Annotated in this window: 24 protein-coding genes and 1 pseudogene; 13 read left to right on the forward strand and 12 right to left on the reverse strand. The window is 70.1% G+C overall.

The features are described 5' to 3' along the window. Window positions 1–105: 105 nt before the first annotated feature. The 4 genes from ACM9LD_RS11805 to ACM9LD_RS11820 all read left to right on the forward strand — a co-directional run bounded on the left by ACM9LD_RS11805 (window position 106) and on the right by ACM9LD_RS11820 (window position 5,204). Window positions 106–2,988 carry a hypothetical protein gene (locus ACM9LD_RS11805; RefSeq protein ID WP_415676839.1) on the forward strand — a complete coding sequence of 961 codons (2,883 nt, stop codon included), beginning with the start codon at window positions 106–108 and terminating at the stop codon, window positions 2,986–2,988. A gap of 18 nt (window positions 2,989–3,006) precedes the next feature. After that, complete coding sequence (locus ACM9LD_RS11810) at window positions 3,007–3,738, forward strand: hypothetical protein (protein ID WP_415676840.1); 732 nt, start codon at window positions 3,007–3,009, stop codon at window positions 3,736–3,738. Continuing rightward, window positions 3,666–4,091: a hypothetical protein gene (locus tag ACM9LD_RS11815; protein ID WP_415676841.1), complete on the forward strand. Its 426-nt coding sequence runs from the start codon at window positions 3,666–3,668 to the stop codon at window positions 4,089–4,091. Before ACM9LD_RS11810 ends, ACM9LD_RS11815 begins: the two co-directional genes overlap by 73 nt. 69 nt (window positions 4,092–4,160) lie before the next feature. Continuing rightward, a complete protein-coding gene (locus ACM9LD_RS11820) occupies window positions 4,161–5,204 on the forward strand; it encodes a DNA polymerase IV (protein WP_415676842.1) in 1,044 nt (347 codons plus the stop codon). Between the two features lie 4 nt (window positions 5,205–5,208). Here ACM9LD_RS11820 and ACM9LD_RS11825 read toward each other — a convergent pair whose 3' ends face one another. After that, on the reverse strand, window positions 5,209–5,865 hold the full coding sequence (locus tag ACM9LD_RS11825; RefSeq protein WP_415676843.1) for an MBL fold metallo-hydrolase: 657 nt from the start codon (window positions 5,863–5,865) through the stop codon (window positions 5,209–5,211). Between the two features lie 51 nt (window positions 5,866–5,916). Between ACM9LD_RS11825 and uvrA the strand changes: the two genes are divergently transcribed. Both uvrA and nrdH read left to right on the forward strand, forming a co-directional pair. After that, window positions 5,917–8,775, forward strand: coding sequence for an excinuclease ABC subunit UvrA (uvrA, locus tag ACM9LD_RS11830; protein ID WP_415676844.1), 2,859 nt, complete (start codon window positions 5,917–5,919; stop codon window positions 8,773–8,775). A 126-nt stretch (window positions 8,776–8,901) separates the two neighbouring features. Next, entirely contained in the window at window positions 8,902–9,159 is a 258-nt protein-coding gene (gene nrdH, locus ACM9LD_RS11835) for a glutaredoxin-like protein NrdH (protein ID WP_415676845.1), read from the forward strand. A gap of 94 nt (window positions 9,160–9,253) precedes the next feature. Here nrdH and ACM9LD_RS11840 read toward each other — a convergent pair whose 3' ends face one another. The 5 genes from ACM9LD_RS11840 to ACM9LD_RS11860 are packed head-to-tail and all read right to left on the reverse strand — an operon-like array spanning window position 9,254 to window position 15,455. Next, on the reverse strand, window positions 9,254–9,934 hold the full coding sequence (locus tag ACM9LD_RS11840) for an MFS transporter (protein WP_415676846.1): 681 nt from the start codon (window positions 9,932–9,934) through the stop codon (window positions 9,254–9,256). Further along, window positions 9,900–11,531 carry a bifunctional 3-(3-hydroxy-phenyl)propionate/3-hydroxycinnamic acid hydroxylase MhpA gene (mhpA, locus tag ACM9LD_RS11845; RefSeq protein WP_415676847.1) on the reverse strand — a complete coding sequence of 544 codons (1,632 nt, stop codon included), beginning with the start codon at window positions 11,529–11,531 and terminating at the stop codon, window positions 9,900–9,902. Before mhpA ends, ACM9LD_RS11840 begins: the two co-directional genes overlap by 35 nt. Further along, window positions 11,528–13,387, reverse strand: a complete 1,860-nt coding sequence (locus tag ACM9LD_RS11850) for an acyl-CoA synthetase (RefSeq protein WP_415676848.1) — start codon at window positions 13,385–13,387, stop codon at window positions 11,528–11,530. Before ACM9LD_RS11850 ends, mhpA begins: the two co-directional genes overlap by 4 nt. Further along, window positions 13,384–14,319, reverse strand: coding sequence for a fumarylacetoacetate hydrolase family protein (locus tag ACM9LD_RS11855; protein ID WP_415676849.1), 936 nt, complete (start codon window positions 14,317–14,319; stop codon window positions 13,384–13,386). The genes ACM9LD_RS11850 and ACM9LD_RS11855 overlap by 4 nt, the downstream gene beginning before the upstream one ends. Next, window positions 14,316–15,455 (reverse strand): VOC family protein, encoded by a 1,140-nt coding sequence (locus ACM9LD_RS11860; protein WP_415676850.1) that lies wholly within the window; start codon window positions 15,453–15,455, stop codon window positions 14,316–14,318. Before ACM9LD_RS11860 ends, ACM9LD_RS11855 begins: the two co-directional genes overlap by 4 nt. Before the next feature lie 127 nt (window positions 15,456–15,582). Between ACM9LD_RS11860 and ACM9LD_RS11865 the strand changes: the two genes are divergently transcribed. Further along, window positions 15,583–16,239, forward strand: a complete 657-nt coding sequence (locus ACM9LD_RS11865) for a TetR/AcrR family transcriptional regulator (protein WP_415676851.1) — start codon at window positions 15,583–15,585, stop codon at window positions 16,237–16,239. Between the two features lie 268 nt (window positions 16,240–16,507). Here ACM9LD_RS11865 and ACM9LD_RS11870 read toward each other — a convergent pair whose 3' ends face one another. From ACM9LD_RS11870 to ACM9LD_RS11880, 3 genes are all read right to left on the reverse strand, one after another. Further along, on the reverse strand, window positions 16,508–16,924 hold the full coding sequence (locus ACM9LD_RS11870) for a VOC family protein (protein ID WP_415676852.1): 417 nt from the start codon (window positions 16,922–16,924) through the stop codon (window positions 16,508–16,510). A 129-nt stretch (window positions 16,925–17,053) separates the two neighbouring features. Beyond that, the gene (locus tag ACM9LD_RS11875) at window positions 17,054–17,398 is read right to left on the reverse strand and encodes a hypothetical protein (protein WP_415676853.1); all 345 of its coding nucleotides are present in this window, start codon (window positions 17,396–17,398) and stop codon (window positions 17,054–17,056) included. Window positions 17,399–17,481: 83 nt separating this feature from the next. Continuing rightward, window positions 17,482–17,868, reverse strand: coding sequence for a recombinase RecA (locus ACM9LD_RS11880; protein ID WP_415676854.1), 387 nt, complete (start codon window positions 17,866–17,868; stop codon window positions 17,482–17,484). A 283-nt stretch (window positions 17,869–18,151) separates the two neighbouring features. On the opposite strand from ACM9LD_RS11880, the gene infC reads away from it, so the two are divergent. The 5 genes and pseudogenes from infC to ACM9LD_RS11905 all read left to right on the forward strand — a co-directional run. Then, window positions 18,152–18,790 (forward strand): translation initiation factor IF-3, encoded by a 639-nt coding sequence (gene infC / locus ACM9LD_RS11885; protein ID WP_074850652.1) that lies wholly within the window; start codon window positions 18,152–18,154, stop codon window positions 18,788–18,790. 47 nt (window positions 18,791–18,837) lie between these two features. Then, window positions 18,838–19,032 (forward strand): 50S ribosomal protein L35, encoded by a 195-nt coding sequence (rpmI, locus tag ACM9LD_RS11890; protein WP_068520473.1) that lies wholly within the window; start codon window positions 18,838–18,840, stop codon window positions 19,030–19,032. 50 nt (window positions 19,033–19,082) lie between these two features. Then, on the forward strand, window positions 19,083–19,463 hold the full coding sequence (rplT, locus tag ACM9LD_RS11895) for a 50S ribosomal protein L20 (RefSeq protein ID WP_068520470.1): 381 nt from the start codon (window positions 19,083–19,085) through the stop codon (window positions 19,461–19,463). Between the two features lies 1 nt (window position 19,464). Beyond that, window positions 19,465–20,262 carry a TrmH family RNA methyltransferase gene (locus ACM9LD_RS11900; protein WP_415676855.1) on the forward strand — a complete coding sequence of 266 codons (798 nt, stop codon included), beginning with the start codon at window positions 19,465–19,467 and terminating at the stop codon, window positions 20,260–20,262. 56 nt (window positions 20,263–20,318) lie between these two features. Beyond that, window positions 20,319–21,596 (forward strand): annotated as a pseudogene (locus tag ACM9LD_RS11905) (acyltransferase family protein); the annotation flags it as partial. Here ACM9LD_RS11905 and ACM9LD_RS11910 read toward each other — a convergent pair. Continuing rightward, entirely contained in the window at window positions 21,591–22,325 is a 735-nt protein-coding gene (locus ACM9LD_RS11910; RefSeq protein ID WP_415676856.1) for a 2-phosphosulfolactate phosphatase, read from the reverse strand. The pseudogene ACM9LD_RS11905 and the gene ACM9LD_RS11910 sit on opposite strands and share 6 nt — an antisense overlap. Then, window positions 22,322–22,798 (reverse strand): Lrp/AsnC family transcriptional regulator, encoded by a 477-nt coding sequence (locus ACM9LD_RS11915; protein WP_415676857.1) that lies wholly within the window; start codon window positions 22,796–22,798, stop codon window positions 22,322–22,324. The genes ACM9LD_RS11910 and ACM9LD_RS11915 overlap by 4 nt, the downstream gene beginning before the upstream one ends. A 93-nt stretch (window positions 22,799–22,891) precedes the next feature. Here ACM9LD_RS11915 and ACM9LD_RS11920 point away from each other — a divergent pair, with 93 nt between their 5' ends. Further along, on the forward strand, window positions 22,892–24,346 hold the full coding sequence (locus tag ACM9LD_RS11920; RefSeq protein WP_415676858.1) for an MFS transporter: 1,455 nt from the start codon (window positions 22,892–22,894) through the stop codon (window positions 24,344–24,346). Here ACM9LD_RS11920 and ACM9LD_RS11925 read toward each other — a convergent pair. Next, window positions 24,277–25,764 carry a nucleobase:cation symporter-2 family protein gene (locus ACM9LD_RS11925; RefSeq protein ID WP_415676859.1) on the reverse strand — a complete coding sequence of 496 codons (1,488 nt, stop codon included), beginning with the start codon at window positions 25,762–25,764 and terminating at the stop codon, window positions 24,277–24,279. The genes ACM9LD_RS11920 and ACM9LD_RS11925 overlap by 70 nt on opposite strands. Between the last annotated feature and the right edge of the window lie 8 nt (window positions 25,765–25,772).

The raw sequence follows: 25,772 nt of genomic DNA on the forward strand, positions 1-25,772 counted from the left end.
GAGTACGGCGGTGGGGGATTCGGGTACTCGGCTACTCGTGTGGTTCCCCGGCGTCGCTCGTAGCGTTTCTCGGACCATTCCCACTCTCCGAGAAAGAAGCCGACCGTGGACGACCTGTTCCGCTTCGTACTGTTGCGCCCTGCCGACGCTCCGGATGCCACCGACATCAAGACGCTCGCCCCGCCGTCCCTCGACACCGCGCGAGGCGCGGCCGTCGCCCGGAGGCGGGCGAGCCAACTGCTGCGCCGGGCGGACGCCCTGCGGCACACCGACGACCTCGCCTTCGGGGCCGTCGCCCTCGCCGTCGCCGCCGAACTGGCGGGAGGCCCCCGCCCCCCGGAGACGCTCCGCGCCGTCGTCGAGACGCTCACGGGCGCCTCCGTGGCCGAGATCGTGGCCGACGACGCCTTCGCCCGCGACGAGGGACGCCTCGCCGACGTGCTGGTGGCCACCAAGCTGGTCTCGGATTCCTCGGGCACCGATGCGCGGGGTCTCGCCACCGCCGCCCGCGGGTACGACGCCCTCCGCGCGCTTGCGGACGGCGCGGACCCCGTCGGACTGCGGCCCCTCGCCATGCCGACCTGGGGCGACCACGACCACGACCGCGACGCGGGCGAGCGCGAGCCCGTCGTACAGCCCGATCGTTCCCGCGCCGCGGCGGCCGGGCCCACCGCGCCGGCCGCAGCCCCGTCGGCGGCGGAACCGGACGCGGCGACCGCCGCGGAGGTCCAGCGCCTGGACGAGGCGCTGGCCGAGCTCGGCCGCCTGCGCGCGGGCGACTTCCTCATCGAGCGCGCCCTGCCTCCGGAGGCGACCACGACGGGTGACGCCCGCGAGGCGCGTGCCGCGCGGCCCGAGACCCGCGAGGGCAGGGAACCGACGCGGGAGCAGGTCAACCGGCCGGCCCCGCGGTCCGCGGAGCTGCGATCCCCGTGGCAGCTGTCGGAGACCACAGTCGGGCGGATCTCGTCCGCCGCCCGCGCGACGATCGCGAGCCTGGACTTGGACCTCGCCACGGACGCGCTACCGGCGGTGATGAGCAGACTGCACGATGCGCGCACCGAGTTGCTGACCGCGGCCGACGCCCGATTGGCCACGGCATCGAAGACGATCGTCGCGATCGGATCCTCGCTCCTCGGGGCCGCGGCGTCCTCCGACTACGTCGGGGCGCCCGCCACCGCGATGCCGACCGGGCACGGCTCCATCCGGCCCGTCGGCATCGGCGATCTGCTCCTGGTTCGCCAGCACGTCCTGCGGTACGAGGGCGGCGAGGTCGGCCACATCGAGAACGTCCTCAAGACGGAGCGCCTCAACCGCGAGACCCGCCGCCTGGACCGCACCGAGACGACGATCCTCACCGAATCGGAGACGACCCGGGAGGACGAGCGCGACGTGCAGTCGACGGACCGGTTCTCCCTCAAGCGCGAGACCAGCCAGACGCTCAAGCAGGACACCGAGTTCAAGGCCGGCGTCTCCGTCGACGCGAAGTACGGCCCGTTCGTCGAGGTCAAGGCCAACGCCGACTACAGCACCAAGAGCTCCAGTGAGGAGTCGGCCAAGCAGGCGTCCGAGTTCAGCAAGGACGTCGTCGCGCGGTCGGTGAGCAAGGTGATCGAGCGGGTCCTCGAGCGCCGTTCCACGACGACGATCAACGAGTTCGAGGAGAAGTACAGCCACGGCTTCGACAACACGACCGGCGGGGGCAACGTCAGCGGTGTCTACCAGTGGGTCGACAAGGTGATGCAGGCCCAGGTCTACAACTACGGCAAGCGCCTGCTGTTCGACGTGACCGTGCCGGAGCCGGGGACCGCCTTCATCACCGCACAGAACGCGAACACCGCGGAGGGGGAGCAACTCAGCAAGCCCGTCCCGTTCGCCCTCACCGCGGACCAGATCACCGAGGCCAACTACACGACGTGGGCGCACCGGTACGACGTGACCGGGCTGGAGGCGCCGCCCCCGCCCGTCCGCACCGTGGCGAAGGCCTTCGACGCCGTGGTCAACCAGTCGCCCTACGAGAGCTCCAAGTCCCAGGACCTGGCGATCGACGACGGCTACGTCGCCAAGTACGCGCTGTTCCAGTGCGGCTTCTGGTACTACCCGAACTCGGCCGCGTGGCACGTCATGATCGGCAGCAACTGGGTCGACGCGATCAACGGCGTCGGGTACGTCGACATGGCGGGCGAGGTCGGCTCGGTCTCGGTCGCCTACTTCGGCCACGGCATGCGGAACCTGGCCGCGACCGTCGAGATCTTCTGCGAGCGGACGCCGCGCGCGTACAAGGCGTGGCAGCTCAAGGCCCATGCGGCCATCACCCAGGGCTACCTGGCGAAGGTGCAGGCCTACGAGTCCGCGCTCGCGGAGGCGGCGGCCAAGGCCGGCGTGGTCATCTCCGGCCGCAACCCCGGGTGGAACCAGCGCATCACGACCACGGAACTGCGCAAGCAGTGCCTGACCATGATCACGGCGCAGCACTTCGACGCGTTCGGCGCACTGAGCCTCTCCGCCGAGGGGTACCCCCAGCCGCACCTCGCGCGGGCCGCCGCGCAGATGCCGTACGTGCGGTTCTTCGAGCAGGCCTTCGAGTGGGAGCACCTCGTGTACTTCTTCTACCCGTACTTCTGGGGATGGAAGCCCGGCTGGTCGCACCGCATGCTGCTCGACGACGTCGATCCGCTGTTCGCGGACTTCCTCAGGGCCGGCGCCGCGCGTGTGGTCTTCCCCGTCCGCCCGGGGTTCGAGGCGGCGGTGCTCCACTACCTGGAGACCGGCGAGATCTGGAGCGGCGGGCCCGCGCCCGACGTCACCGATCCGCTGTACGTCCCGATCATCAAGGAGATCCAGGAGGCCACCGGCGCGCCCGGCAACGAAGTGCCGCAGGGCGAGCCGTGGCTCGTGCACCTCCCCACCACTCTCGCCAAGCTCCGTCCGAACGACGACCTGCCGTCGTGGACGAAGGTCGGCGACGACTGGCAACCGGTCGACTGAGCGGGCGGGATCGCCGAGATGAAACAGGTTCTGTTGGTCGCGGGGGTCGACTACGAGTTCAAGGGCGTCGACTTCCGCGAGCTGGCGGACAACCGTCGCCGGCTCCTCGACCGCCGCAACACCGCGCGGGTCGACCTGCGGTTCGTGACGATGGACGTGCGTGCGGGCGAGGTCGAGGTGCGCGACATCACTTTCCCCGGCGGCAAGCGCACCGAGACCGTGACCAGCACAAAGCCCTTCTCACCGGTCACGCGCGCGAGCTACACGACGGCCGGCGGGCACACGCGGTTCAAACCCGGGCAGTGGACCGTGATGGGCATGCTCGAGGTCTATCAGCGGGTCCAGGACATCGGCGCTGCGGCCCCGGGGACGCTCGCCGAGCTGAGCATCTTCAGCCACGGCTGGATGGGCGGGCCGATCCTGGTCAACAGCGACGACGACCGGAGCTTCGAGCTGACGATCCCGAACCCGTTCGGCGCACCGTCGGCGATGACGGTGCCGCTGACGGGCACCGTGCGGGACCCCGACGACAAGGACGCCCGGCCCCGACTCGACTTCCAGCCCCCGACGATGGAGGCCGCGCAGCTCGCCCAGTTCCGCACAGCGTTCGCGTCGGACGGCGTCTCGTGGCTATGGGATGCGCCTTCCCGAAGGTGGTGCACCACACGCTGTGGGCCGTGGAACGGGCCAAGGGCTACTCCGGGACCAGCCTCGACGGTGACGTGGTGCTGCAACTGGACGCGGTGGTGAACGAGGACGTCGACCTGCTCAACCAGCTCCTCACCGGGGTGCCGGGGTTCGCCCCGTTCCCGCCGCGCAGCTCGACGGTGGCGATCGCCTTCAAGTTCCTCAAGCACGCCTTCTGCCGCGCCAACCAGGCGTCCTACGCCGCGGCGCTCGCGGAAGCGTCCCAGGCGGCGGTCCACGCGGCCCCGCTGGGGACGTACTCGGAGTACGACGTCGGCGGAGACAAGCTGATGAACGTGTACAGCGGCTTCACCGCGCACTTCACGTTCTACAAGAACCATCTCGGCTTCACCCTCGACCCCGAGGGCCGGCGGTACGCCGTCTACCGGCCGGGGCTCAGCTGCCCCGCCCCGTGAGCGGGCGAATCGTGCGCGACGTTCATGCGGGGAGGCACGGATCACCGCGCCGCGCTGCACACTGGACGCATGACACGGTGGGTGCTGCACGTGGACATGGACCAGTTCCTGGCCGCGATCGAGATGCAGCGCCGCCCCGAGCTGGTGGGCCTCCCCGTGGTCGTCGGCGGACGCGGCGACCCGACCGAACGGGCCGTGGTGTCGACGGCGTCGTACGAGGCCCGCGCGTTCGGCATCCGGTCCGGCATGCCGCTGCGCACCGCGGCGAAGCGATGTCCGGACGCCGTCTTCCTCCCCGTGGACTTCCCGGCCTACGAACAGGTGTCCGCCGAGGTCATGGCAACTCTCCGGGTTTTTCCCGCCGCGGCCGTGCAGGTCCTGGGGTGGGACGAGGCGTTCGTCGGGCTGGACACCGAGGACCCGGCCGCGGCGGCCGCCGCCATCCAGCGCGCGGTGCTCGACGCGACCGGCCTGCACTGCTCCATCGGGATCGGCGACACCACCGTGCGTGCGAAGAACGCCACCGACCTCGGCAAGCCGCGGGGAACTTTCCAGCTCACGTGCGAGAACTGGCTCGCGGTGATGGGCGAGCGACCCACGCGCGACCTGTGGGGGATCGGATCGCGGTTGTCCCAGCGGCTGGCGGGCCTGGGCATCGGCACGGTCGCGGACCTGGCCGCCGCCGACGAGGTCACCCTGGCCGCGGAGTTCGGGCCGCGCACCGGCCCCTACCTGCGGGGGTTGGGATGCGGCGCTGGTCCCGACCGCGTGGACGAGACGCCGTGGGTCGCCCGCGCCCACGGGCACGAGCGGACCTTCCAAGCGGATCTCGTGACCCCCGAGCAGGTGCGCGGCGCGCTGGACGAGCTGGCGGGCGCAGTCGCGGCGGACCTGCGGGCGGAGGCCCGCCCGTGCATGCGGGTGCACGTGAAGGTGCGGTTCGCGCCCTTCTTCACCGTCAACCGCGTGCGCAAGCTGCCCGAGCCGACCTTCGATCCGGCGACCATGGCCGACACCGCCGAGGCGCTGTACCGCGCCCTCGACGACGACCGCCCGGTGCGGCTTCTGGGCGTGCGCGGCGAGATGGTGCCGCCGGAGGGCGGCTACCCCTGATCGGCTACCAGCCGCGCTCGCGCCATTCGGCGAGGTGCGGGCGCTCGGCGCCGATCGTCGTGCCCTTGCCGTGGCCGGGGTGCACGACGGTGTCGTCGTCGAACCGGTCGAAGAGCTTGGTGGTCACGTCGGCGAAGAGGCGGTCGAAGTCGCCGGGCTGCCAGGTCTTGCCCACGCCGCCCGGGAACAGGCAGTCGCCGGTGAACAGGTGGACGGGCGCGCCGTCGAACTCGGGGCGCAGCGCGAGTGCGATGGAACCCGGCGTATGACCGACGAGCTCGATGAGATCGAAGGTGAGATCGCCCACGGTGAGTACCTCGCCGTCGGAGAGGGTGCGGTCGGTGGGGGCGTCGATGCCCTCGGCGTCGTTGACGCCGGCCGCCGCGGGCACGCCGAGTCCCGCGCGGACGTCGGCCAGTGCGTACCAATGGTCCAGGTGGCGGTGGGTGGTGACGATGAGCTCGACGCCGCCGGTCTCCCGTGCGACCTCGAGGATCCGCTCGGCCTCGTTGGCGGCGTCGATGAGGAGCGTGCGCCCGGCGGAATCACTCACCAGGTACACGTTGTTGTCCATACCGCCGACGGAAATCTGCTTGATCGTGGTGGTCACGACCTCGACGCTACCGCGCGGCGAAAACTTGTCAGTGCGGTTGCCTAGCATTGACGAGGGCCCGCGCTGTGGGCCTGCAATGAGTCTGATGAGGGGATCACGGTGGTCGATCGTTTGATCGTGCGCGGCGCGCGCGAGCACAACCTGCGGGGTATCGACGTGGATCTCCCGCGCGACAGCCTGATCGTGTTCACGGGGCTCTCGGGCTCCGGCAAGTCCAGCCTCGCGTTCGACACGATCTTCGCGGAGGGGCAGCGGCGCTACGTCGAGTCGCTCTCGGCGTACGCGCGCCAGTTCCTGGGGCAGATGGACAAGCCCGACGTCGACTTCATCGAGGGCCTCTCGCCCGCGGTGTCGATCGATCAGAAGTCGACCAACCGCAACCCGCGGTCGACCGTCGGCACCATCACCGAGGTGTACGACTACCTGCGACTCCTCTACGCGCGCGCGGGCACGCCACACTGTCCCGAGTGCGGCTCGGTGATCGCGCGGCAGACGCCGCAGCAGATCGTCGACCAGGTGCTCGACATGGAGCAGGGCACCCGCTTCCAGGTGCTCGCGCCCGTCGTCCGCACCCGCAAGGGCGAGTTCGTCGACCTGTTCAACCAGCTGCAGACGCAGGGCTACTCCCGCGCCCGGATCGACGGGGTGGTGTACCAGCTCGCCGAGCCGCCGAAGCTGAAGAAGCAGGAGAAGCACGACATCGAGGTGGTGATCGACCGCCTGGCGGTGAAGGCGACCGCCAAGCAGCGTCTCACCGACTCCATCGAGACGGCCCTGCGGTTGGCCGACGGCATCGTCGTGCTCGATTTCGTGGATCGGGAGGAGAACGACCCCGAGCGCGAGCGGCGCTTCTCCGAGAAGATGGCCTGCCCCAACGGCCACCCCATCGCCGTCGACGACCTCGAGCCCCGTTCGTTCTCCTTCAACTCGCCGTACGGCGCGTGCCCGGAGTGCGACGGCCTCGGTGTCCGTAAGGAGGTCGATCCGGAGCTCGTCGTCCCCGACCCGCTGCTCTCGCTGGCCGACGGTGCCATCGCGCCCTGGTCGTCGGGCCAGAGCGCGGAGTACTTCCTGCGCCTGCTCTCCGGCCTCGGCGACGCGATGGGCTTCGACCTGGACACCCCGTGGAAGGACCTGCCGACGAAGGCCCGCAAGGCCGTCATCGAGGGCTCCGAGCATCAGGTGCACGTGAAGTACCGCAACCGGTACGGCCGCACCCGCTCGTATTACGCCGAGTTCGAGGGCGTGATGCCCTTCCTGCACCGCCGCCTCGAGTCCACCGAGTCGGAGCAGATGAAGGAGCGGTACGAGGGCTACATGCGCGACGTGCCGTGTCCCGCCTGTTCCGGCGCGCGGCTGCGGCCCGAGATCCTCGCGGTGACGCTCGACCACCCGCGGTTCGGAGAGAAGTCGATCGCGGACGTCGCGGCGATGTCCGTGGGGGAGTGCTCCGACTACCTCTCCGACCTCAAGCTCGGCGCGCGCGAGGCCGCGATCGCCGGCCGCGTGCTCAAGGAGGTGCAGGCCCGCATCGCGTTCCTGCTGGACGTGGGCCTGGAGTACCTCTCGCTCTCGCGCGCCGCCGGCTCGCTGTCGGGCGGCGAAGCGCAGCGCATCCGGCTCGCCACGCAGATCGGTTCGGGCCTCGCCGGCGTGCTGTACGTACTCGACGAGCCGTCGATCGGCCTGCACCAGCGCGACAACCGCCGGCTCATCGACACTCTCGTGCGGCTGCGCGACCTGGGCAACACGCTCATCGTCGTCGAGCACGACGAGGACACGATCCGCACCGCCGACTGGGTCGTCGACATCGGCCCGTACGCGGGCGAGCACGGCGGCAAGGTCGTACACAGCGGGACGTACAAGGCGCTGCTCAAGAACAAGGACTCGCTGACCGGCGCCTACCTGTCGGGGCGGCGGGCGCTGCCGGTGCCCGCGGTGCGGCGGCCGATCGACAAGAAGCGGCAGCTCAAGGTCGTCGGCGCCCGCGAGCACAACCTGCAGAACATCGACGTCGCCTTCCCTCTGGGCGTGCTGACGGCGGTCACGGGCGTCTCGGGCTCGGGCAAGTCGACCCTGGTCAACGACATCCTCGCGACGGTGCTGGCGAACAAGCTCAACGGCGCGCGTCAGGTGCCGGGCCGGCACAGCCGCGTCACCGGCCTCGACGGCCTCGACAAGCTGGTGCAGGTCGACCAGTCACCGATCGGCCGCACCCCGCGGTCCAACCCGGCCACCTACACGGGCGTGTTCGACAAGATCCGCACGCTGTTCGCCGCCACCACCGAGGCGAAGGTCCGCGGCTACCAGCCCGGACGCTTCTCGTTCAACGTCAAGGGCGGCCGGTGCGAGGCGTGCTCCGGCGACGGCACGATCAAGATCGAGATGAACTTCCTGCCGGACGTCTACGTCCCCTGCGAGGTGTGCCACGGCGCGCGGTACAACCGCGAGACGCTGGAAGTGCACTACAAGGGCAAGAACATCGCCGAGGTGCTCGACATGCCGATCGAGGAGGCCGCCGAGTTCTTCGAGGCGGTCACGTCGATCCACCGCTACCTCAAGACCCTCGTCGAGGTCGGCCTCGGCTATGTGCGGCTGGGCCAGCCCGCGACCACGCTGTCCGGCGGCGAGGCGCAGCGCGTCAAGCTCGCGGCGGAGCTGCAGAAGCGGTCCAACGGCCGCACCGTCTACATCCTCGACGAGCCCACGACGGGTCTGCACTTCGAGGACATCGCGAAGCTGCTGCAGGTGATCGACGGGCTCGTCGACAAGGGCAACTCGGTGCTCGTCATCGAGCACAACCTCGACGTGATCAAGACCGCCGACTGGATCGTCGACATGGGCCCCGAAGGCGGTAGTGGGGGCGGCACCGTCGTGGCGCAGGGCACCCCCGAGGACGTGGCCGCGGTGCCGGATTCCTACACAGGCACCTTCCTCAAGGAGGTTCTATCGACGTAGGGGAGTCGCGGCCCTGGGGATGCGGCTGTGGACGGACGGTGGATCGCCTGGGGACGCCTGTGGAGCGCGATCCACAGCATCTTGTGTAAATTGCATGCGTGTGACACTAGATGTAGTATTGAGGGCATGAGCAGCAACGTGATCGTCTACACCAAGCCCGCGTGCGTGCAGTGCTCGGCGACCTACCGTGCGCTCGACAAGGCGGGCGTCGAGTACACCTCGGTCGACATCAGCCTCGACGAGGAGGCGCGGGAGTACGTCCTGGCGCTCGGCTACCTGCAGGCGCCGGTCGTCGTGGTCGACGGTGCCGACCACTGGTCGGGCTTCCGGCCCGACCGCATCAAGGCGCTGGCGTCCGCGCCGGCGGCGGTCGCCGGCGCGTAGCGCGCCACCTCAGAAGGCCGAACGGGCCCTCAGCCGCGGGGATGCGGCTGAGGGCCCGTTCGTTTTCGGCCGTGGGCTGTTCGTGGGTGTCGGCTCAGCGATGTGGGTAGCAGTGGCCCGGGCCCGGCGTCCGGGGATCCAGCGTCCCGGTTCGCGCTCGGTCGACCCCGGGCGTACCTGCCTGGCTTTCGCGGCACGCCGGCCTTCGCCCCCGAGTGCGCGCTACGTCGCGACGCGCGAGTTCACGGGCGCTCCCGGGCGACGGCGTCCCGTCGGATTTGGTGTCGGGTACGAGGATGATCACCGCGACCAGCGTGACCGCCGCGAAGATCGCCGTTCCGTAGAACGTGGACCGCCAGCTGAACTCCTCCAGGAGTGCGCCGCTGAGTACGAGTCCGATGACCGCTCCCGCGGCGGCGAATCCCGACCACAGGGCCACTCCGCGCTTCCTCTGATCCGCCCCCAGGATCGTGGTGATGGTCGACAGTGTCGCCGGCATGGCCATCGCTGCACCGACGCCCATGCCAGCGCGCATGGCTATCACCAATTCGACGGAGTCGGCGGTACCCGCGATCGCGGCGGCGACGCCGAAGACGATCGTTCCCGCGATCAGTACGCGCTTGCGACCGAAGTCGTCGCCGATGGCTCCGAACGGAAGGACCCATGCCTGACCGCCGACATGACCAGGACGAGGGTGACGCAGCACGCTATGACCGCGTTCGCGGTTCGGTTCTGACGCATCATCGTTCCTCTGTTTCGTCTGTGGCGGATGCATTGTTGAGATTCCTGGACCGAGGCGATCGGTCTGTGTCGGCGCGGCCTTGGAGGGGGAGCACGGTCGGGATCTGGGTATAGATCTCACGAACTGAACGGCCCGCGGCCATGACGGTGCCGTCGGGACGCACCACTGCGGCGACAGCGCGGTGGGCGGCCAACCAGTCGGCGAGGCCACCCGCGGTATCGACGAGTACCGTTGCCCCACGACGTGAGATCTCGAACCGGTGCTCGGCGGTGGGCTCCACGCGGCTGATCAGCACGAACCCCGGAGGTCTGCCATCGAGTCGTCCTCCGCCCGGGTACGCTGGCGTGTTCGGGGCGAGTGTTCCCGGCAACGCGGCCGCAGTGCCCGTCGCGCTGCGGAGCGCCGCGGGCAGGCGGCGGGCGCTCCCGCGGACGTAGTAGGACCGTGCCAATGGTGGGGTGGCACTGTCAGTGAGTCGATTCGCAACGGCCGGCGTGCGGGCGAGGATCGGAGCGACACAGCGGCGCGCACGGTCGCCGCCGCGGCCGCCGCCGGTCATCAGTGCGCCCGTCATCATCGCGAGCCGGATCAACGCGACGGCGTGCGGTTTCCGTTCGTCCTCGTAGCTGTCGAGGCTTGCCGACGGAACGCTTCCGGACAGCGTTGCCGCGAGTTTCCAGCTGAGGTTCGCGGCGTCTCTGACACCTGCGCCCATCCCCTGCCCGATGAACGGCGGGGTGAGATGTGCGGCATCGCCGAGCAGGAAGATCCGTCGATCCCGCCACCGCTGCGCCACCCGAGCATTGAAGGTGTACTCCGCAGAGCGGATCAGCTGCAGGTCCGGGTGCACGAGGTGCGCGAGCCACGGGCGCATCAGCGGGCGCACGGCGTCGAGGTCAGCGAAATCCGAGGTGCTCTCGTCCTCGCGGAGTTGGAATTCCCACCGGTACCGGGTGTCCCCGATCCGCATGAACGTGGCCGCGCGCTGCATGTCGCACACCTGCTGGACGCCGTCCCATTGTCGAAGATCGGCTGTGGTCTCGATGTCGATCACCAGCCATCGCTGGCTGAAGCCGAGGTCGCGCCACCGGGTGCCGACCACGGATCGCGTCACGCTGCCGGCGCCGTCGCAGCCCAGGAGATACGCACCCTCGACGGTGAACGGTTCCCCGGTGGCACGGTCGGTGGCGTGAACGGTCACCGCCGTATCGCCCTGCGTGATGGCACCGACCTCCGTGCCGCCGCGCAGCGTTACCAAGTCACCGCGGCGCGCCACGGCGTTGCGCAGGATCCGTTCGAGCTCGGGCTGGTCGAACATCGACGCCGCCGGGTAGCCGTGGACGCCGGGGTCGGGGTCGCGCGCGAACTCGGCGATGAGGTCGAGATTGCTGGTGACCAGGCGCAGGCCGCGTCCCGGCCGTGAGATGGCGGCGAATTCCTCGGCGAGGCCGAGGCGACCCAGGACACGGTAGACCTCGTCGTCGAGGTGGACGGCTCGGGGCTGGGGGTAGACATCGTCCCAGCGCTCGAGGATCACGGACGGCACGCCGTGATCGGCGAGCAGCGCCGCGGCTGTCAGGCCCGTGGGTCCCGCGCCGACGATGACGACACTCGTGTGCGCGGTGGTCATGACGGCTGCGCCCATTCCCACGTGACCGGGAACGCGTCGAGTACCCGCGTCGCCGCGCCGCGATCAGCGGGAGCGGTGACGACCGCGACGATCGCGCCGTCGTCGATGCGGCCGGCGACGACTGTGTCGCAGCCCGCTCCCGCGAGCGCGGTCCGCAGCGCGCTCGTCGTGGCGTCGGCGCGGAGCCGGAGCTTGTAGGGCTTGCCCACGTCGGTCATCGGCAGCGCGTCGACGACGGTGACCGCCTTCGGGGCGGCGGCCGCCTCCGGAACCCGAGCCGAGGCCCAGGTCGCGAGCTCCTCGTCGGTGACGGCCGCATTCGCTCGGACGGTCACGTAAGCGACGGGAACCTCGCCGCTGTGGATGTCGGGCCGGCCGACGGCGCCCGCGCCCGTCACGTCGGGATGGCTGAGGAGAACGTCCTCGATGGCTCCCGGGTCGATGTTGTGGCCGCCGCGGATGATCAGGTCCTTCGCCCGGCCGGTGAGGGTCAGGAAGCCATCGGAGGTCACCGACCCGAGATCGCCGGTATCGAGCCAGTCGCCGTGCACACTGCCCGCCCGGTCGAGCTCGAAGCCCGAGGCGGTCCGCGAGCAGACGTATCCGGCGAACACCGTGGGGCCCGATATCAGGATCCGTCCCACGGCGCCGGCGGGAACGTCGTCCCACCTCTCGTCGACCGCGCGGATGTCCTGGTACGGCATACGTTGCCCCGCCGACCCGGGAGGTTGTCCGTCGAGGAAGCTGCGGACGCTGGCGCAAGTGGCCTCGGTGAGGCCGTAGCCCTCCAGCAGTGGTGTGCCGGTGTGGGACTCGAACGCGGCGCGCACCGCCGGGGGCAGCATCGACGCCCCGACGAGGCAGGCCCGCAGGCTCGCGATATCGGCGTCCACCGGGCATTGCGCCAGGACCGAGTACACCGTGGGAACGGCGCTCATCGCGGCGATCCGGTGCCGTTCGACCAGGCGCCAGAAGATGCCGTAGAGCGCGGGGTCGCGGTACCCGAGGGGACCGGCCCACACCACGGTCTGTCCCCGCAGCACCGGTGCCAGCAGGGTGACCATGAGCGCGTTGACGTGGAACAGTGGCAGCGCTGCGAACAGCACGGAATCCTCGTCGAGGATGCTGTTGGCGGCGATCATCCACGCGTTGGCGATCTCGTTGCGGTGGGTGTGCGCCGCCAGCTTCGGCGTGCCCGTGGTCCCGCCGGTGTGGAACAACGCGGCGATGTCGTGTTCGGAGGCGGTGTCGTCCACGCGCGGGCCTGCGGGCGCCTCGGCGAGGTAGACCGTGTGCACGCCGCGGATCGTGGGGGCCTCGGTCACGGAGCCGTCCGTGGGGCGCAGCAGGAACACGGTCTCGATCTGTGTGCCGGCGACGATGTCGGCGAGATTTCCGGCGACGCCGCTGTCCACGTCCGGCCCTGCGGCGACGAGCACCCGTGCACCCGACCGGCGAAGGAGGTCGGAGACGTGGGCGCCGTCCATGGCCGGGTTGATGGGCGCGACGATCCCCGCATGCTGCGCAGCGAGGATCGTCTCGATCAGTTCGAGACAGTTGGGGGACAGCACGGCCACCGCATCGCCGCGGTTCACGCCCGCTGCGCGCAGGACGGAGGCGTGGTGCTCGACCGCGGCGAGCAGTTCGGCATAGGTGCGTCCGACGGGGTGTTCCCATCGGGTCGCGTCCGGGAGCACCCGGATCGCGATGCGCTCGGGCCACGCGTCGGCGGCGCGGCGCAATGCGTGGAAGGTGGTGGCGGGCAACCCGCGTTCGTCGAGCCGGACGGACTCGATGACTGCCAGGTCTGCGGGCGAGTCGTAGCGCGGCCACAGCGCGGTCTGCGGGGCGGTCATGCGTACCGCACCACCGTGCGCTGCGTGCCCAGGTCCAGGGTCCCGTTCCCGGAGCGGATGACGGCCTCGACGACGTCGCCGTCGCGGAGGTACTTGGGGTTGCCGGCCTGGCGTTTGAAGAAGGCCTTCCACTTGACGTGCGGTGGCAACAACGAGCCGATGATCTCGATGGGTTTGGCCGGCGCGGTCAACGCCGTGCCGCCGGGCGTGCCGGTGAGCAGCAGGTCGCCGGGGTCGACCCGCTGGAACCGGTTCAAGGTCCGCAGGGCTTCGAGCGGGCTGTAGATCATGTCCGCGACGGTGCTGTTCTGCCGGGTCACGCCGTTGACCCGCAGCTCGAGGGTGAGGGTGGAGAAGGCCTTCCAGTCGCCCGGTTCGAGCAGTACCAGTACGGGGCCGACCGGTGTGAACGTGGGGTAGGACTTCGCCTCGTAGAACTGTGTTTTCGGCAGCTGCACATCTCGTGCGGACACGTCGTTGGTGACGACGATGCCGGCGACGGCGTCGGCGAGGACGGCGGCGTCGATCGCCGATCCGACGGGCACGGTCTTACCGAAGACGATCCCGAGCTCGACCTCGTAGTCGAGCAGGGAGACGTGCGCGGGTTTGACGATGTCGTCGAACGGCCCGGAGATCGACCCCGACGACTTGCGGAAGAACGTCAGGGGGACCTTGTCCGGGTCCATTCCCGAATCCCTCACGTGGGAGACGTAGTTCGTCATCTGCGCGATCACGCGGCAGGGCGCGGTCACCGGCGAGACGAGCGCAAGGGTCGCCGGATCCACGACATCACCGCCGTCTGCGGCCGCCGCAACGGCGGGCGTGTCGGCGATCAGTTCGGCGGTGGTGGTGGCTGCGGTCGCGATGCGGCGCGCACCGGCGGGCACCAGGACCCACCAGGCGTCGGAGGTACGGAGGACGGAGTAGCTCATGAGCGTGCAACTTTCAGTAGGCCGAGAAGGCGTTGGACATCGAATTCGTTGTCGGATTCCCGCAACGACGTGAGGATCGAGGTGAACTCCTGCAGAGCGGCGCGTCCGGGCTTGACGCCGAGGAAGTCCGCGGTGGCGGGTGGGCCCCACTGGTTGAGTCCCGATGCGGTCATCGGCGCCCAGCCGGCGGGGACGGTGTTGTCGAACAGATCGCCGTCGGTGAAGTGCTCGACGAGCAGGCCGTCGGGGTCACGCCAGTAGTCGAAGATCTGGCTGCCCTGGATGTGGCGCCCGACGCCCCAGGAGCGGTCATGGCCTCGATCGAGGAGGAACTCGCCGCCGGCGGAGAGCGCATCGAGATCGCACACCTGGTAGGCGGAGTGCACGTAGCGATTCGCCGGGCCGAGGGCCATCGCGAGGGTGTGATGGTCCGCGGGCTCCGTGTCGCGGTCGCAGCGGATGAAGCTCATGACCGGACCGCGGTCGCGCTGCCCCGGGTAGTAGAGGAAGTCGCTCACGATGAGTCCCAGGTGCTGGAGGTACCAGTTCACCGATTCCAGGTATCGATTCGACTGGAGGACGACGTGGCCGAGCCGTTCGACCACCGCCGGCGCGCGCGGTGGCCGCTGAGTCGTATTGGTCCGGTGCAGTGCGCGGGCGAAGTTGAACGAGTCGCGCGCGGATTGCACAGGCAGCGCGGGCCATTCCGTCACGTCGGCGATCACCCGCACACGGCAGCCGCTCGGATCGCGGGTGGTGACCGCGTGGCCGCCGAGTGCCTCGTCGAGGGGGTGGACCTGCTGTCCCCACGCAGCGGCCACCGTCGTGAGATCTGTCCGGTCGGCGGCGCGGAAGGCGACTCCGGTGAACGCGGTGCGCCGTGCCCGCCGGACGATCACGCACGGCGGTCCGGCGAGCGCGCCGCGCAAGTGCAGCTCGTCGGGGGTCTGCAGGACGGGCGTGAGACCGAAGTCGACGGCGAACGCGGCCGTGCGGGCCAGGTCCGGTTTATCGAATTCCAGCCACGCGATGTCGCGCACTTTGATCACGGGGTTCGGATGACGGCCAGCGTGCTCGCCCGGCAGCGCACCTTCGTCGGTGTGCAACCCGTCGTGCACATCGTGGGTGAGGGACATCGCAGCTCCGATCAATAGACTGACGACATCGTCACCTACGATGGTATCGTCAGTCAAGAGTTGATTCTGACGTTCTCGTCAGAGATGGCCGCGTGTGACCATGAAGACCGACGAAAGGGGCCCTCCGATGACCGAACCCGAGACACTCAGTCGGGCGGAGCGACGGAAGCTGCGGACCAGGCAGTCGCTACTGCGCGCGGCGCAACAGCTGTTGGCAGAGGAACGAACGGCGGTGTCGGTGCTCGAAATCACCGCCCTCGCGGATGTGGGCAACGGATCCTTCTACAACCATTTCGCGACGAAGGACGAGTTGTTCGACGCTGCGGTCATGGCCGTCATCGATGACCACGGGGCCGCGATGGACCGGCTCACCGAGGGCATCGCCGATCCGGCGGAGGCGTTCACCCAGAGTTTCCGCATGACCGGGAGACTGCACCGGTTGTTCCCTCAGATGAGCCGGATCGTCGTGAACAGCGGCTCCCGACTCCTCGCCTCCGACACCGGACTGCTGCCTCGCGCGCGCCGGGACATCACGGCTGCGGCCCTCGCCGGCCGCTTCCCGGTCGACGACCCCGAACTCGCGCTCACCGTCGCTTCCGGTGCCGCACTGTCGCTCGCAGTCCTTCTTCTCGAGCACCCCGAGCGCGATGACGCCGAGGCCACGGACGCCGTCACGGCGCATGTTCTGCGCGGCTTCGGAGTCACCGAGAGCGACATCACGACCCTCGTGGACCTACCGCTGCCCGCATCGAGCCTGCAGTCCGAGAGCCCTCGAGAACTGTGACCCACCGGCGCGCCGACGCCGGCATGGGTCGGGCCGGTGTGCCGTGAACTACGTCGTCGTCGACGGGGCGGGGCTGTATAACCCGGCCGGGGCGCGCATTCACAGAGACACTCCGGCACTGCTGGGCTTGCGCTCGTTCTCGGCAGTGCGCCCATCACGGCGAGGCGCCGGCGCCGATTCCTCCCTCCTCGCGGAAAGCCGAACGGGCCCACAGCCGCGGAGGTGCGGCTGCGGGCCCGTTCGTTTCGGCCGGGGTCGGGAGCGCTCGTCACTCTCCGGCGTACGCGCTGAACGTCCAGACGTGTCCTTCCGGATCCGCGCAGGTGTATTCGCGCACTCCCGCGATCGCCACGTGGACCGGGTTGAGAATCGCCGCCCCGGCGGCCTCCGCGCGCCGCGCATGAGTGTCCAGCGCATCGTCGGGCACGCGGACGCACAGTGCGACGGTGCTGCCGCCGAGAGCAGAGGGTGCGCGCATGCGGTAGCGGTCGCCGGGTTGCTCGCGGCCCAGGAACACCAGATCGTCGGCGACGCGGAGCTGTGCGTGCTCCACTCCGCCGTCTTCGGCGTCGACGACGAAATGTGGCGTGAACCCGAAAGCCGCCGTCAGGAAGGCGATCGCGGCCCGGGGATCCGCATAGCGCAGATTCGGGAAGACCGACTGTTCGCGCGAACCGCTCACCATGAAGTGGACGCTACGCCGATCGAGCATCGTTGTGACTGCTGCTCACGGAAATGCCGAACGGGCCCCCGATCGCGAGAAGCGATTGAGGGCCCGTTCGTTTCGGCCGTGGAGGGTTGTTCGGTTATCGGCTCACCGGTGCGGGTAGCAGCGGCCGGGGATCCACCGGCCGGGAACCCACCGGCCCTGCTCGTACCAGCCGGGATTCCACCGCGGCTGCACCCAGTAGCCGGGATGCCAGCCCCACCGATCCACCCAGCCGGGCCGCCAGTAGCCGCCCTGCCAGTAGCCCGGGTGCCAGCGGCCCTGGGTCCAGTAGCCGCCCACCCAGCGTCCGGGCTCGCACCATCCGTGCCCGGGGTGCGAGACCGCGGGGGTCGGGGCGGCGGCCGCCGTGGTGGCGGTCATCGTCCCCAGGGGTGCCATTACTCCAGCAGCGACCAGTACGCCGGCCGCAAGCGTTCTCATCCTTGTCATGCCGTGACGGTACGCCTGGTGTGACCTGGAACACTAGACCTATTTACACAGGTCAGGGTGTTTTTGGGGGATAACCCTGAGGGTTAGCTGTACACCGGTCCCGTGTACTTCTCGCCCGGACCGTGGCCCGGTTCGTCCGGGTAACTACTGTATTCACGGAAGGCGAGCTGGAGCGACTTCAGTCCGTCGCGGTACGGGCCCGCGTGCGGACCCAGGTACTCGACGGACGCCGTGGTCAGGCCGGCCAGCGCGGTGATGAGGCGCCGGGCCTCGTCGAGGTCGAAGTGCGGGCTCTCGCGGGGGTCGAAGGCGTTGGCCTCGTCGCCGTCCGCGCCCGTGAGGCCGAGCTTCTCCGCCGCGGCGCTCATCAGCAGCATCCAGGCGCTGGAGATGACCTCGATCGACGGCGAGTCCGCGACCAGGCGTTCCAGGGTGTCGGGCTCGGGGGACGAATTCGGATTCTCACTCACGACTGCTACACTGTCATGTGCGACCGCTCCGGCTCTGTCCGGGGCAGCAAGTGGAGTCCACTCCCACCACGTCGACCTCCGGTCGGCTGGTCCGGTCGCCGCCGCGGATTCCGTGAGGAATTTCCGCTGCGGTCTCCTCGTTGGAGGAGGGGTCGATCGTCGGCGTACGCCGTCGGGGGCCCGAATCGGTCGGTGTGGGCCCCCGTCAGGCGACAAGCCTGGTCGGGGCCTTTTCGCTGTGTGGGACTTGGGTGGGCCTCGTCGGCTGCGCGGCGGTCTACGAGTGAAGACCGCTCGCACCACGACACGAGCACCTATTCAAGGAGGCCCCATCAGCACTGAGACACGCACCAACGGTCAGATCCGCGTTCCCGAGGTCCGACTCGTCGGCCCCGGCGGCGAGCAGGTCGGGATCGTGCGAGTTGAAGATGCGCTCAAGCTGGCGTACGAGGCGGATCTCGACCTGGTCGAGGTGGCGCCGAACGCCCGCCCGCCCGTGTGCAAGATCATGGACTACGGCAAGTTCAAGTACGAGGCGGCGCAGAAGCTGCGCGAGTCGCGGAAGAACCAGCAGCTGACCGTGATCAAGGAGCAGAAGCTCCGCCCGAAGATCGATGACCACGACTACGAGACCAAGAAGGGTCACGTCGTCCGGTTCCTGGAGCAGGGCTCCAAGGTGAAGGTCACGATCATGTTCCGCGGCCGCGAGCAGTCGCGTCCGGAACTGGGTTTCCGTCTGCTGCAGCGCCTGGGCGCCGACGTCGCCGAGTACGGCTTCGTCGAGACGTCGGCGAAGCAGGACGGGCGCAACATGACCATGGTTCTCGCCCCGCACAAGGGCGCGAAGACCCGCGCCAAGGCGCAGCAGGACAAGGAAGCCCCGGTGGCGCGGCCCGCCGCGCCCGAGGCTCCGGCCGAGTAGCGACGCACGTCGCGCCCGGCAGTAGAACGAGACAGAGAGACGAACACATGCCGAAGAACAAGTCCCACAGCGGTACCTCGAAGCGCTTCAAGATCTCGGGGAGTGGCAAGGTGCTGCGCCAGAAGGCCGGCCGCCGCCACCTGCTCGAGCACAAGAGCTCGCGCGTGACCCGTCGCCTCGACGGTGTGGCCGAGGTCGCGCCCGCCGACGTGCGTCGCATCAAGAAGCTGCTCGGCAAGTAAGCCGCTCCCGGTACCCGCTAGAACTTTTCATCACGTAAGGACGAAGACCTATGGCACGCGTCAAGCGCGCAGTGAACGCTCAGAAGAAGCGTCGTTCCATCCTCGAGGCCTCGAAGGGCTACCGCGGTCAGCGGTCGCGCCTCTACCGCAAGGCCAAGGAGCAGCAGCTCCACTCGCTCACCTACGCGTACCGCGACCGCCGCGCGCGCAAGGGCGACTTCCGCAAGCTGTGGATCACGCGTATCAACGCCGCCGCGCGGGCCAACGACCTGACCTACAACCGCCTGATCCAGGGCCTGAACCTGGCCGGCGTCGAGGTCGACCGCAAGAACCTCGCCGAGATCGCCGTCTCCGATCCGGCCGCCTTCACCGCGCTCGTCGAGGTCGCCCGCAAGGCGCTCCCCGCCGACGTGAACGCGCCCGTCGCGTAACTTGACGCAGCACTCGCAACGACCCGCGGACCAGCTCTTCACGGAGCGGACCCCGCGGGTCGTTGCCGCTTCCAAGCTCCTCCGCGCCGCCGGTCGCCGCAAGGCGGGCCTGTTCCTCGCCGAGGGATCGAACGCCGTCACCTCCGCGCTGGAGGCCGGGCTCGTCGACGAGCTCTTCGTCACCGAGGAAGGGGCCGCGCGCTACCCCGAGCTGCTCACGGGCCGCGAGGCGTACGTGACCGAGCGCGCCATGCGGGGCCTCTCGGACACCGTCACCCCGCCTGGCATCGTCGCGGTCTGCCGGGCCCTGCCCGAGGCCTCCGTGCCCGACGGTGCGCGGCTGGTCGCCGTGCCCGTCGACGTCGCGGAGCCCGGCAACGCCGGCACCGTCATCCGCGTGGCCGATGCGGTCGGCGCCGACGCCGTGGTCCTCGCCGGCGACGCCGTCGACCCGATGAACGGCAAGGTCGTGCGAGCCTCCGCCGGATCCGTCTTCCATCTGCCCGTCGTGCAGGGGCGCGATCCCGCCGCGGCGATCGTGCGGCTCAAGGACTCGGGGCTCACGGTCCTGGCCACCGCCGCCGACGGCGACGTCTCGCTCGATGACGCCGACGAGTTGCTCGCCGGCCCCACGGCCTGGCTGTTCGGCAACGAGGCCCACGGTCTGCCGCGCGCGCTGCAGGATCTCGCGGACCACCGCGTCGCCATCCCGATCCGGGGCCGCGCCGAATCGCTCAACCTCGCCACCGCCGCGTCGATCTGCCTGTACGCGAGCTCGCGCGTGCAGAATCGGGGATAGGTCCTCACCGGTTCCGGGTAGGACTACTCATCCCTGACGGCGCTCGCGCCGGAAGCATGGTGACCATGAGATTCCTGCCCGCCCGCGCCGCCGTCCTCGACGGCACCCCGGACACCCGTGACCGCGCGATCGACGTCGCCCGCCTCGCGAGCCTGCTCGTCGTGATGTTCGGCCACTGCGTGCTGCTGCTCGCCACCGTCACCCCGTCGGGCGTGTGGGTGGGCAACACCCTCGGCGCGCAGCCCTCGCTGCAGCCGATCACGTGGGTGCTGCAGGTCATGCCTCTGTTCTTCCTGGCCGGCGCCGCGAGCAGCGCCTACGGGCTCCGACCCGGGGCGCCCTGGGGCGGGTGGCTGCTCGGGCGGGCGCAGCGGCTCGCCCGCCCGGTGTTCTGGTACCTGGCGTTCTGGTCGCTCGCGCTGGGCGTGACGCGGCTGATCCTGGGGGAGTCGAGCGCCGAGCGGCTCGGCGGCGAGTCCGTCGCGCTGCTCTGGTTCATCGGCGTGTACCTGCTGGTCCTGGCGTTCGTGCCCGCGCTGATGCGGTGCGGCGCCGCCGCGCTCGGCGGGATCGTCGTTGCGCTCCTGGCCGCGTCCGCCCTGTTCGACGGTGCGCGCCTCGGCACGGGATCGATCGAGTGGGGCTTTCCGAACTTCCTGGTTGTGTGGCTGATCCCCGTGGTCATCGGCGTGGCCTACGCCCGCCGGATGATTCCGGCCCGGTTCGCGCCGGCCGCCGCCGCGGTCGCGTTCGTCGCGGCCCTGGCCGCGGTCGTTCTCGGCCCGTACGACGTGCCGCTCGTCGTGACCGGCGCCGAGACCTTCTCGAACACCACGCCGCCCACGTTCCTGCTCGGCCTGCACTGCGTGTGGGTGAGCCTGCTGTTCGTGATGGCGGCGCCCGCGATCGGCCGCTGGGCCCGGCGCCCGCGGGTCTGGTACCCGGTGGCGGTGGGCAACGGCGGCGCGATGACGCTCTACCTCTGGCACATCCCCGCGATCGCCGTCGCCGCCTTCGCGCTGCACGCGGTCGGCATCGACGCGGTCGATCCCGCGCAGGCCGGCTTCTGGGGGCTCATGGCGCTGCGGGCCGCGGTCTTCGCAGTGGTGATGTTCGCGCTGTTCGTCCTGCTGTCGCCGCTGGAGCACCGGCGTCTACCGTGGTGGGACGCACGCGTGACGGCCCGTGGTGCGCGAGGTGCCCTCGCGGGTGGTCTCGTCTGCGTCGCCGGGGCGGCGGTGTTGCTCATGGCGAAGGAGGGGCTCGGCTCGTCGACGGGGTGGTGGGCCCTCGCCGTGTTCGTCGTCGCCCTGCTCTTCGCGAGGGCGCTATGCAGGACGGAAGCGGTCGCCGTCGAGCAGCGGCACCCGGGACGAGGAACCGACCTCAGCGGCGATGGCCACGTCCTCGCCGAATCCGAGAGCGATCAGCTCGCGGCCGGACGAGCAGTCGCGCAGGGGCGGGCCGACGTCTGAGACGGCCCGCCACGCGTCCCGCGCCGTCCGCGCCTCCGGCGAAAGCGAGTCCTCCGGAAGGCCGTCGATCACGGCGCCCGCGCCCCAGAGGTCCTCGATCGCGGGGCGTAGGCCACCATCGGGCCAACGCTCGCCGGACGGAATCACGGCGACCGTCGACGGTCCACGTGCATTGATCCACTGCGCGACCGCGGCCGCGTTGCGCAGCGACGCCGCGAGGACCGTAGCCCCGCTCTCCGTGAGCTCGTGCACGATCGTCGAGCCGTTGGGCGAGGGCAGCACCAGCCGGGTAAGGCCGGCGGCGGCGCGGATCGTGCCAGGGGAGAGGCTCACCTCGCCGGGGCGGGCGCTACTGCGGCCCACGGCCAGCGAGGCGTCGTGCTCGGCCGCCAGGTCCGCAGCCGATTCATCACGCCAGCGGTGCGGGAAGACCTCGACGCCACGATCTGCGGCGACGGTGACGCAGGTTGTGAACGACAGAACGTCGACGACGACCACGATCTCCGCGCCCGGTGCGACAGCCCGCGCGCCGTCGAGGCCCCACTCGCAGCGGATGGGGTAGCGGGCCTGCCGGTGCTCCGGATTCATGCGTCCGCGGGCTGCAGGCCGGGGCTGAGCGGCCGGGGCTTCACCGGGCTGGAGAAGACCACGTTCGTGGTGATGTGGCCGTAGGTGGCCAGTCCGCTCGCCAACTGCTCGAGGTGATCCATCGACCCCGCGACCACCTTGATCAGGTAGCAGTCCTCGCCGGTCACGTGATGGGCCTCGAGGACCTGCGGAACTCCGGCGAGGTACTCGTGGAAGGCGGCGGTCCGGCCGGGGCCGAAGCGCAGCCGGATGTAGGCGGTCACGTCGTGGCCGAGAGCCGCGGGCTCCACGACGGCCGTGTAGCCGCCGATCACGCCGGCATCGGTGAGGCGGCGGACGCGATCGGCGGTCGCGGACGGCGACAGGCCGACGCCTCGCGCCAGGTCGGCGGTCGTCGTGCGGCCGTCCTCGAGGAGGAGCGCGAGGATCGCGCGATCGGTGCCGTCGAGGGTGATCTGTGGATTGCTCGTCACTTCATCGAATCTACGCGGGAATCATTGGCGGCTTTGCGACATGACCGTGGATCATCGGTTCCGACGGGCGTTCGACGCTTCTATCGTCGTAGCGTGCCTGCATTCGGAGAATTCGACCGTCGCTCGACGGCCACCCTTGCCGCGGTCTGCCTCGCCGCCATGATGAGCGGTTTCGAGATCTCGAGCGTCCCCGTGATCCTCCCCACTCTGGAGGCGAGTATCGGCGCCGATGCCGTTGCGCAGCAATGGATCGCCGACGGATACACCGTCGCCGTCGCGAGCGTGCTGATGGCCACGGGATCGCTCGCCGACAGGTTCGGGCGGCGCCGCGCCTTCGTCGCCGCGACCGTGCTGTTCACCGCTGCGACGCTGTTGTGCGGCCTCGTCACCGCGCCGGGGCCGCTGATCGCCGCGCGCGTCCTGCAGGGTGTCGGCGGCGGCGCGATGCTGACGACCCTCGTGGCGGTCCTGGCGCATGCCTTCCCCGCTGGGCGCCCGCGCACCGTCGCCTTCGGGGTCTGGGGCGTCGTTTTCGGCGCGGGCCTCGGTTTCGGGCCCATCCTGGGCGGCCTGATCTCGTCGGCGTTCAGCTGGCAGTGGGTGTTCCTGGTGAACGTTCCGGTCGGTGTGGTCACCGTGGTGTTGATCCTGGCGGCGGTCCGCGAGTCGCGGGACACCGGCTCCGCGCGGGTCGACGTGCCCGGCGTGATCAGTCTGAGCGTGGCAGTCGCGGCCTGCGCCTTCGGCGTCACCGAGGGGGTCTCCGGCGGGCTCACGAGCGAGTCCGCCCTCACGGCCTTCGGTCTCTGCGCGATCGCCGCCGCCGTGTTCGTCGCCGTCGAGCGGAGGAGCACGCACCCGATGGTGGACTTCGCGATCTTCGGCCACCGCGACTTCTCCGGGGCGCTCCTCGGTTCGGCCGGGATGAACTTCGCGTTCTGGCCCGCGATCGTCTACCTGCCGGCCTATCTGCAGGCGGGGCGCGGGTATTCGGTCGCCGGGGCCGGCCTGCTCCTGCTGGGGTACACCCTCCCGACGTTGCTGCTGCCGCCGATTGCCGAACGTCTCGCCGTCCGGTACGGCGCGCCGCGCACGATTCCGGCGGGGCTCGCGACGATCGGCGCCGGGCTGTTCCTGCTGTGCGCCGGTGGGGCCGTCGTAGATGCGCCCGCGGTGCTCCTGGCCGGCTTCGTGGTGGCGGGCATCGGTCTCGGACTGACGAACACGCCGGTCACGAACACGACCACGGGGTCGGTGAGCGCCGACCGCGCGGGCATGGCCTCGGGGCTGGACATGAGCGCCCGGATGGTCTCACTGGCCGTGAACATCGCAGTGATGGGCGTGCTCTTCAGCGCGGCCCCCTCTCCCACCGACGGGCTGGTCCGCTTCACCCTGTACGGGGGTGTCGCGGCGGTGTTCTTCGCCGTCGCGAGCGCGCTGGTCTTCCGCCGCCCGACGAGGGCCGCCGCCGGGGCGGCTCAGGCGGACGCGCGCGTGCCCTGCTCCTGCGTGGCCGACGGTGCCGCGACGGCACCGTCCGACACCTGACCGGTGCGCTCGACTTCGTCGGGGACCCCGACCGCGGGGCCCGCCGCCACGATCGACGGCTGTGCGGGCGCCCCCGGGAGGAGGACGTTGAACAGCAGGTTGAGCAGCACCGCCACGATCGCCGCCGCGCTGATGCCGGAATGGAAGATCACCACGAACCAGGCGGGGAACGCGTGCCAGAAGTCGGTCGAGACGACGGGGATGAGCCCGAAGGCGATCGCCGCCGCGACGATGAGCAGGTTGTTGTTGCCCTGGTAGTCGACCTTCGCGAGGGTGCGGATCCCGCTGGCCGCGACCGTGCCGAACAAGACGATCCCGGCGCCTCCGAGGACCGGCCCGGGGATCACGCTGAACGCGGCCGCCGCCATCGGCGACAGCCCGAGGAGTAGGAGGATCGCGCCGCCGGCGGCCACGGCGAACCTGCTCTTGATTCCGGTCAGGGCGACCAGCCCGACGTTCTGCGCGAACGCGGTCGCGGGGAAGGAGTTGAACACCGGCGCCAGCAGCGAGGACGCCATGTCGGCCCGCAGCCCGTCCGCGACCCGCCGCGCGTCGACCTTGGTGCCCACGACCTCGCCGACCGCCAGGATGTCCGCGGTGGTCTCGACCATCGTCACCAGGATGACCACGGTGAGCGAGACGATCGCGCCGATCTCGAACATGGGCCCGCCGAAGGCGAAGGGGTGGGGGAGGGAGAACACCGACGCGGATCCCACGGCGCCGACGTCGGCGCGGCCGAAGATCAGGGCGACGACGGTGCCGACCACCAGCCCCAGCAGTACCGACAGCCGGGAGAACACACGCACCTTGCTGAGCAGGACGACGGCGAGGAACGTGAACATCGCGAGCCCGATGCTCGGGAGCGCCGCGAAATCCGGATTGGCGACCTTCTGCCCGTCGACGGTGATCGTCGGCTGCCCCGTGATCCATCCCGCCGCGACCGGCATGAGCGACAGGCCGATCACCGTGATGATCGACCCGGTCACGACGGGTGGGAAGAAGCGGATCACGCGCGCGAAGAACGGGGTGATGGCCAGACCGATCGCCGCCGCGACGAGCAACGATCCGAAGACGACACGGAGCCCGTTTTCGGGGTCGCCGGCGAGGATCGTGAGGATGGTCGAGACGGTCGCGAAGCTGGTGCCCTGCACCAACGGCAGCCTGCTGCCGAAGAACGGCACGGCGAGCGTCTGCAGCATCGTCGCCAGGCCGCTGACGAACAGCCCGCTCGCGACGAGGAGCGCCTTCTGCGCGGTGTCCAGGCCCGCCGCGCCGCCCACGATCAGCGGGACGGCGATGACACCGCCGAACATCGCGAGGATGTGCTGGACCCCGTAGCCGAGAGTCTTCCCGACGCCCAGGTACTCGTCCTCGGGTCGCGTGTGCGGCGTGCCGCCGTCCGTCGTCGTGATCGCCATGGCCCGAC

Origin of the sequence: Tsukamurella hominis (assembly GCF_965137015.1) — a bacterium.
Taxonomy (GTDB): domain Bacteria; phylum Actinomycetota; class Actinomycetes; order Mycobacteriales; family Mycobacteriaceae; genus Tsukamurella; species Tsukamurella hominis.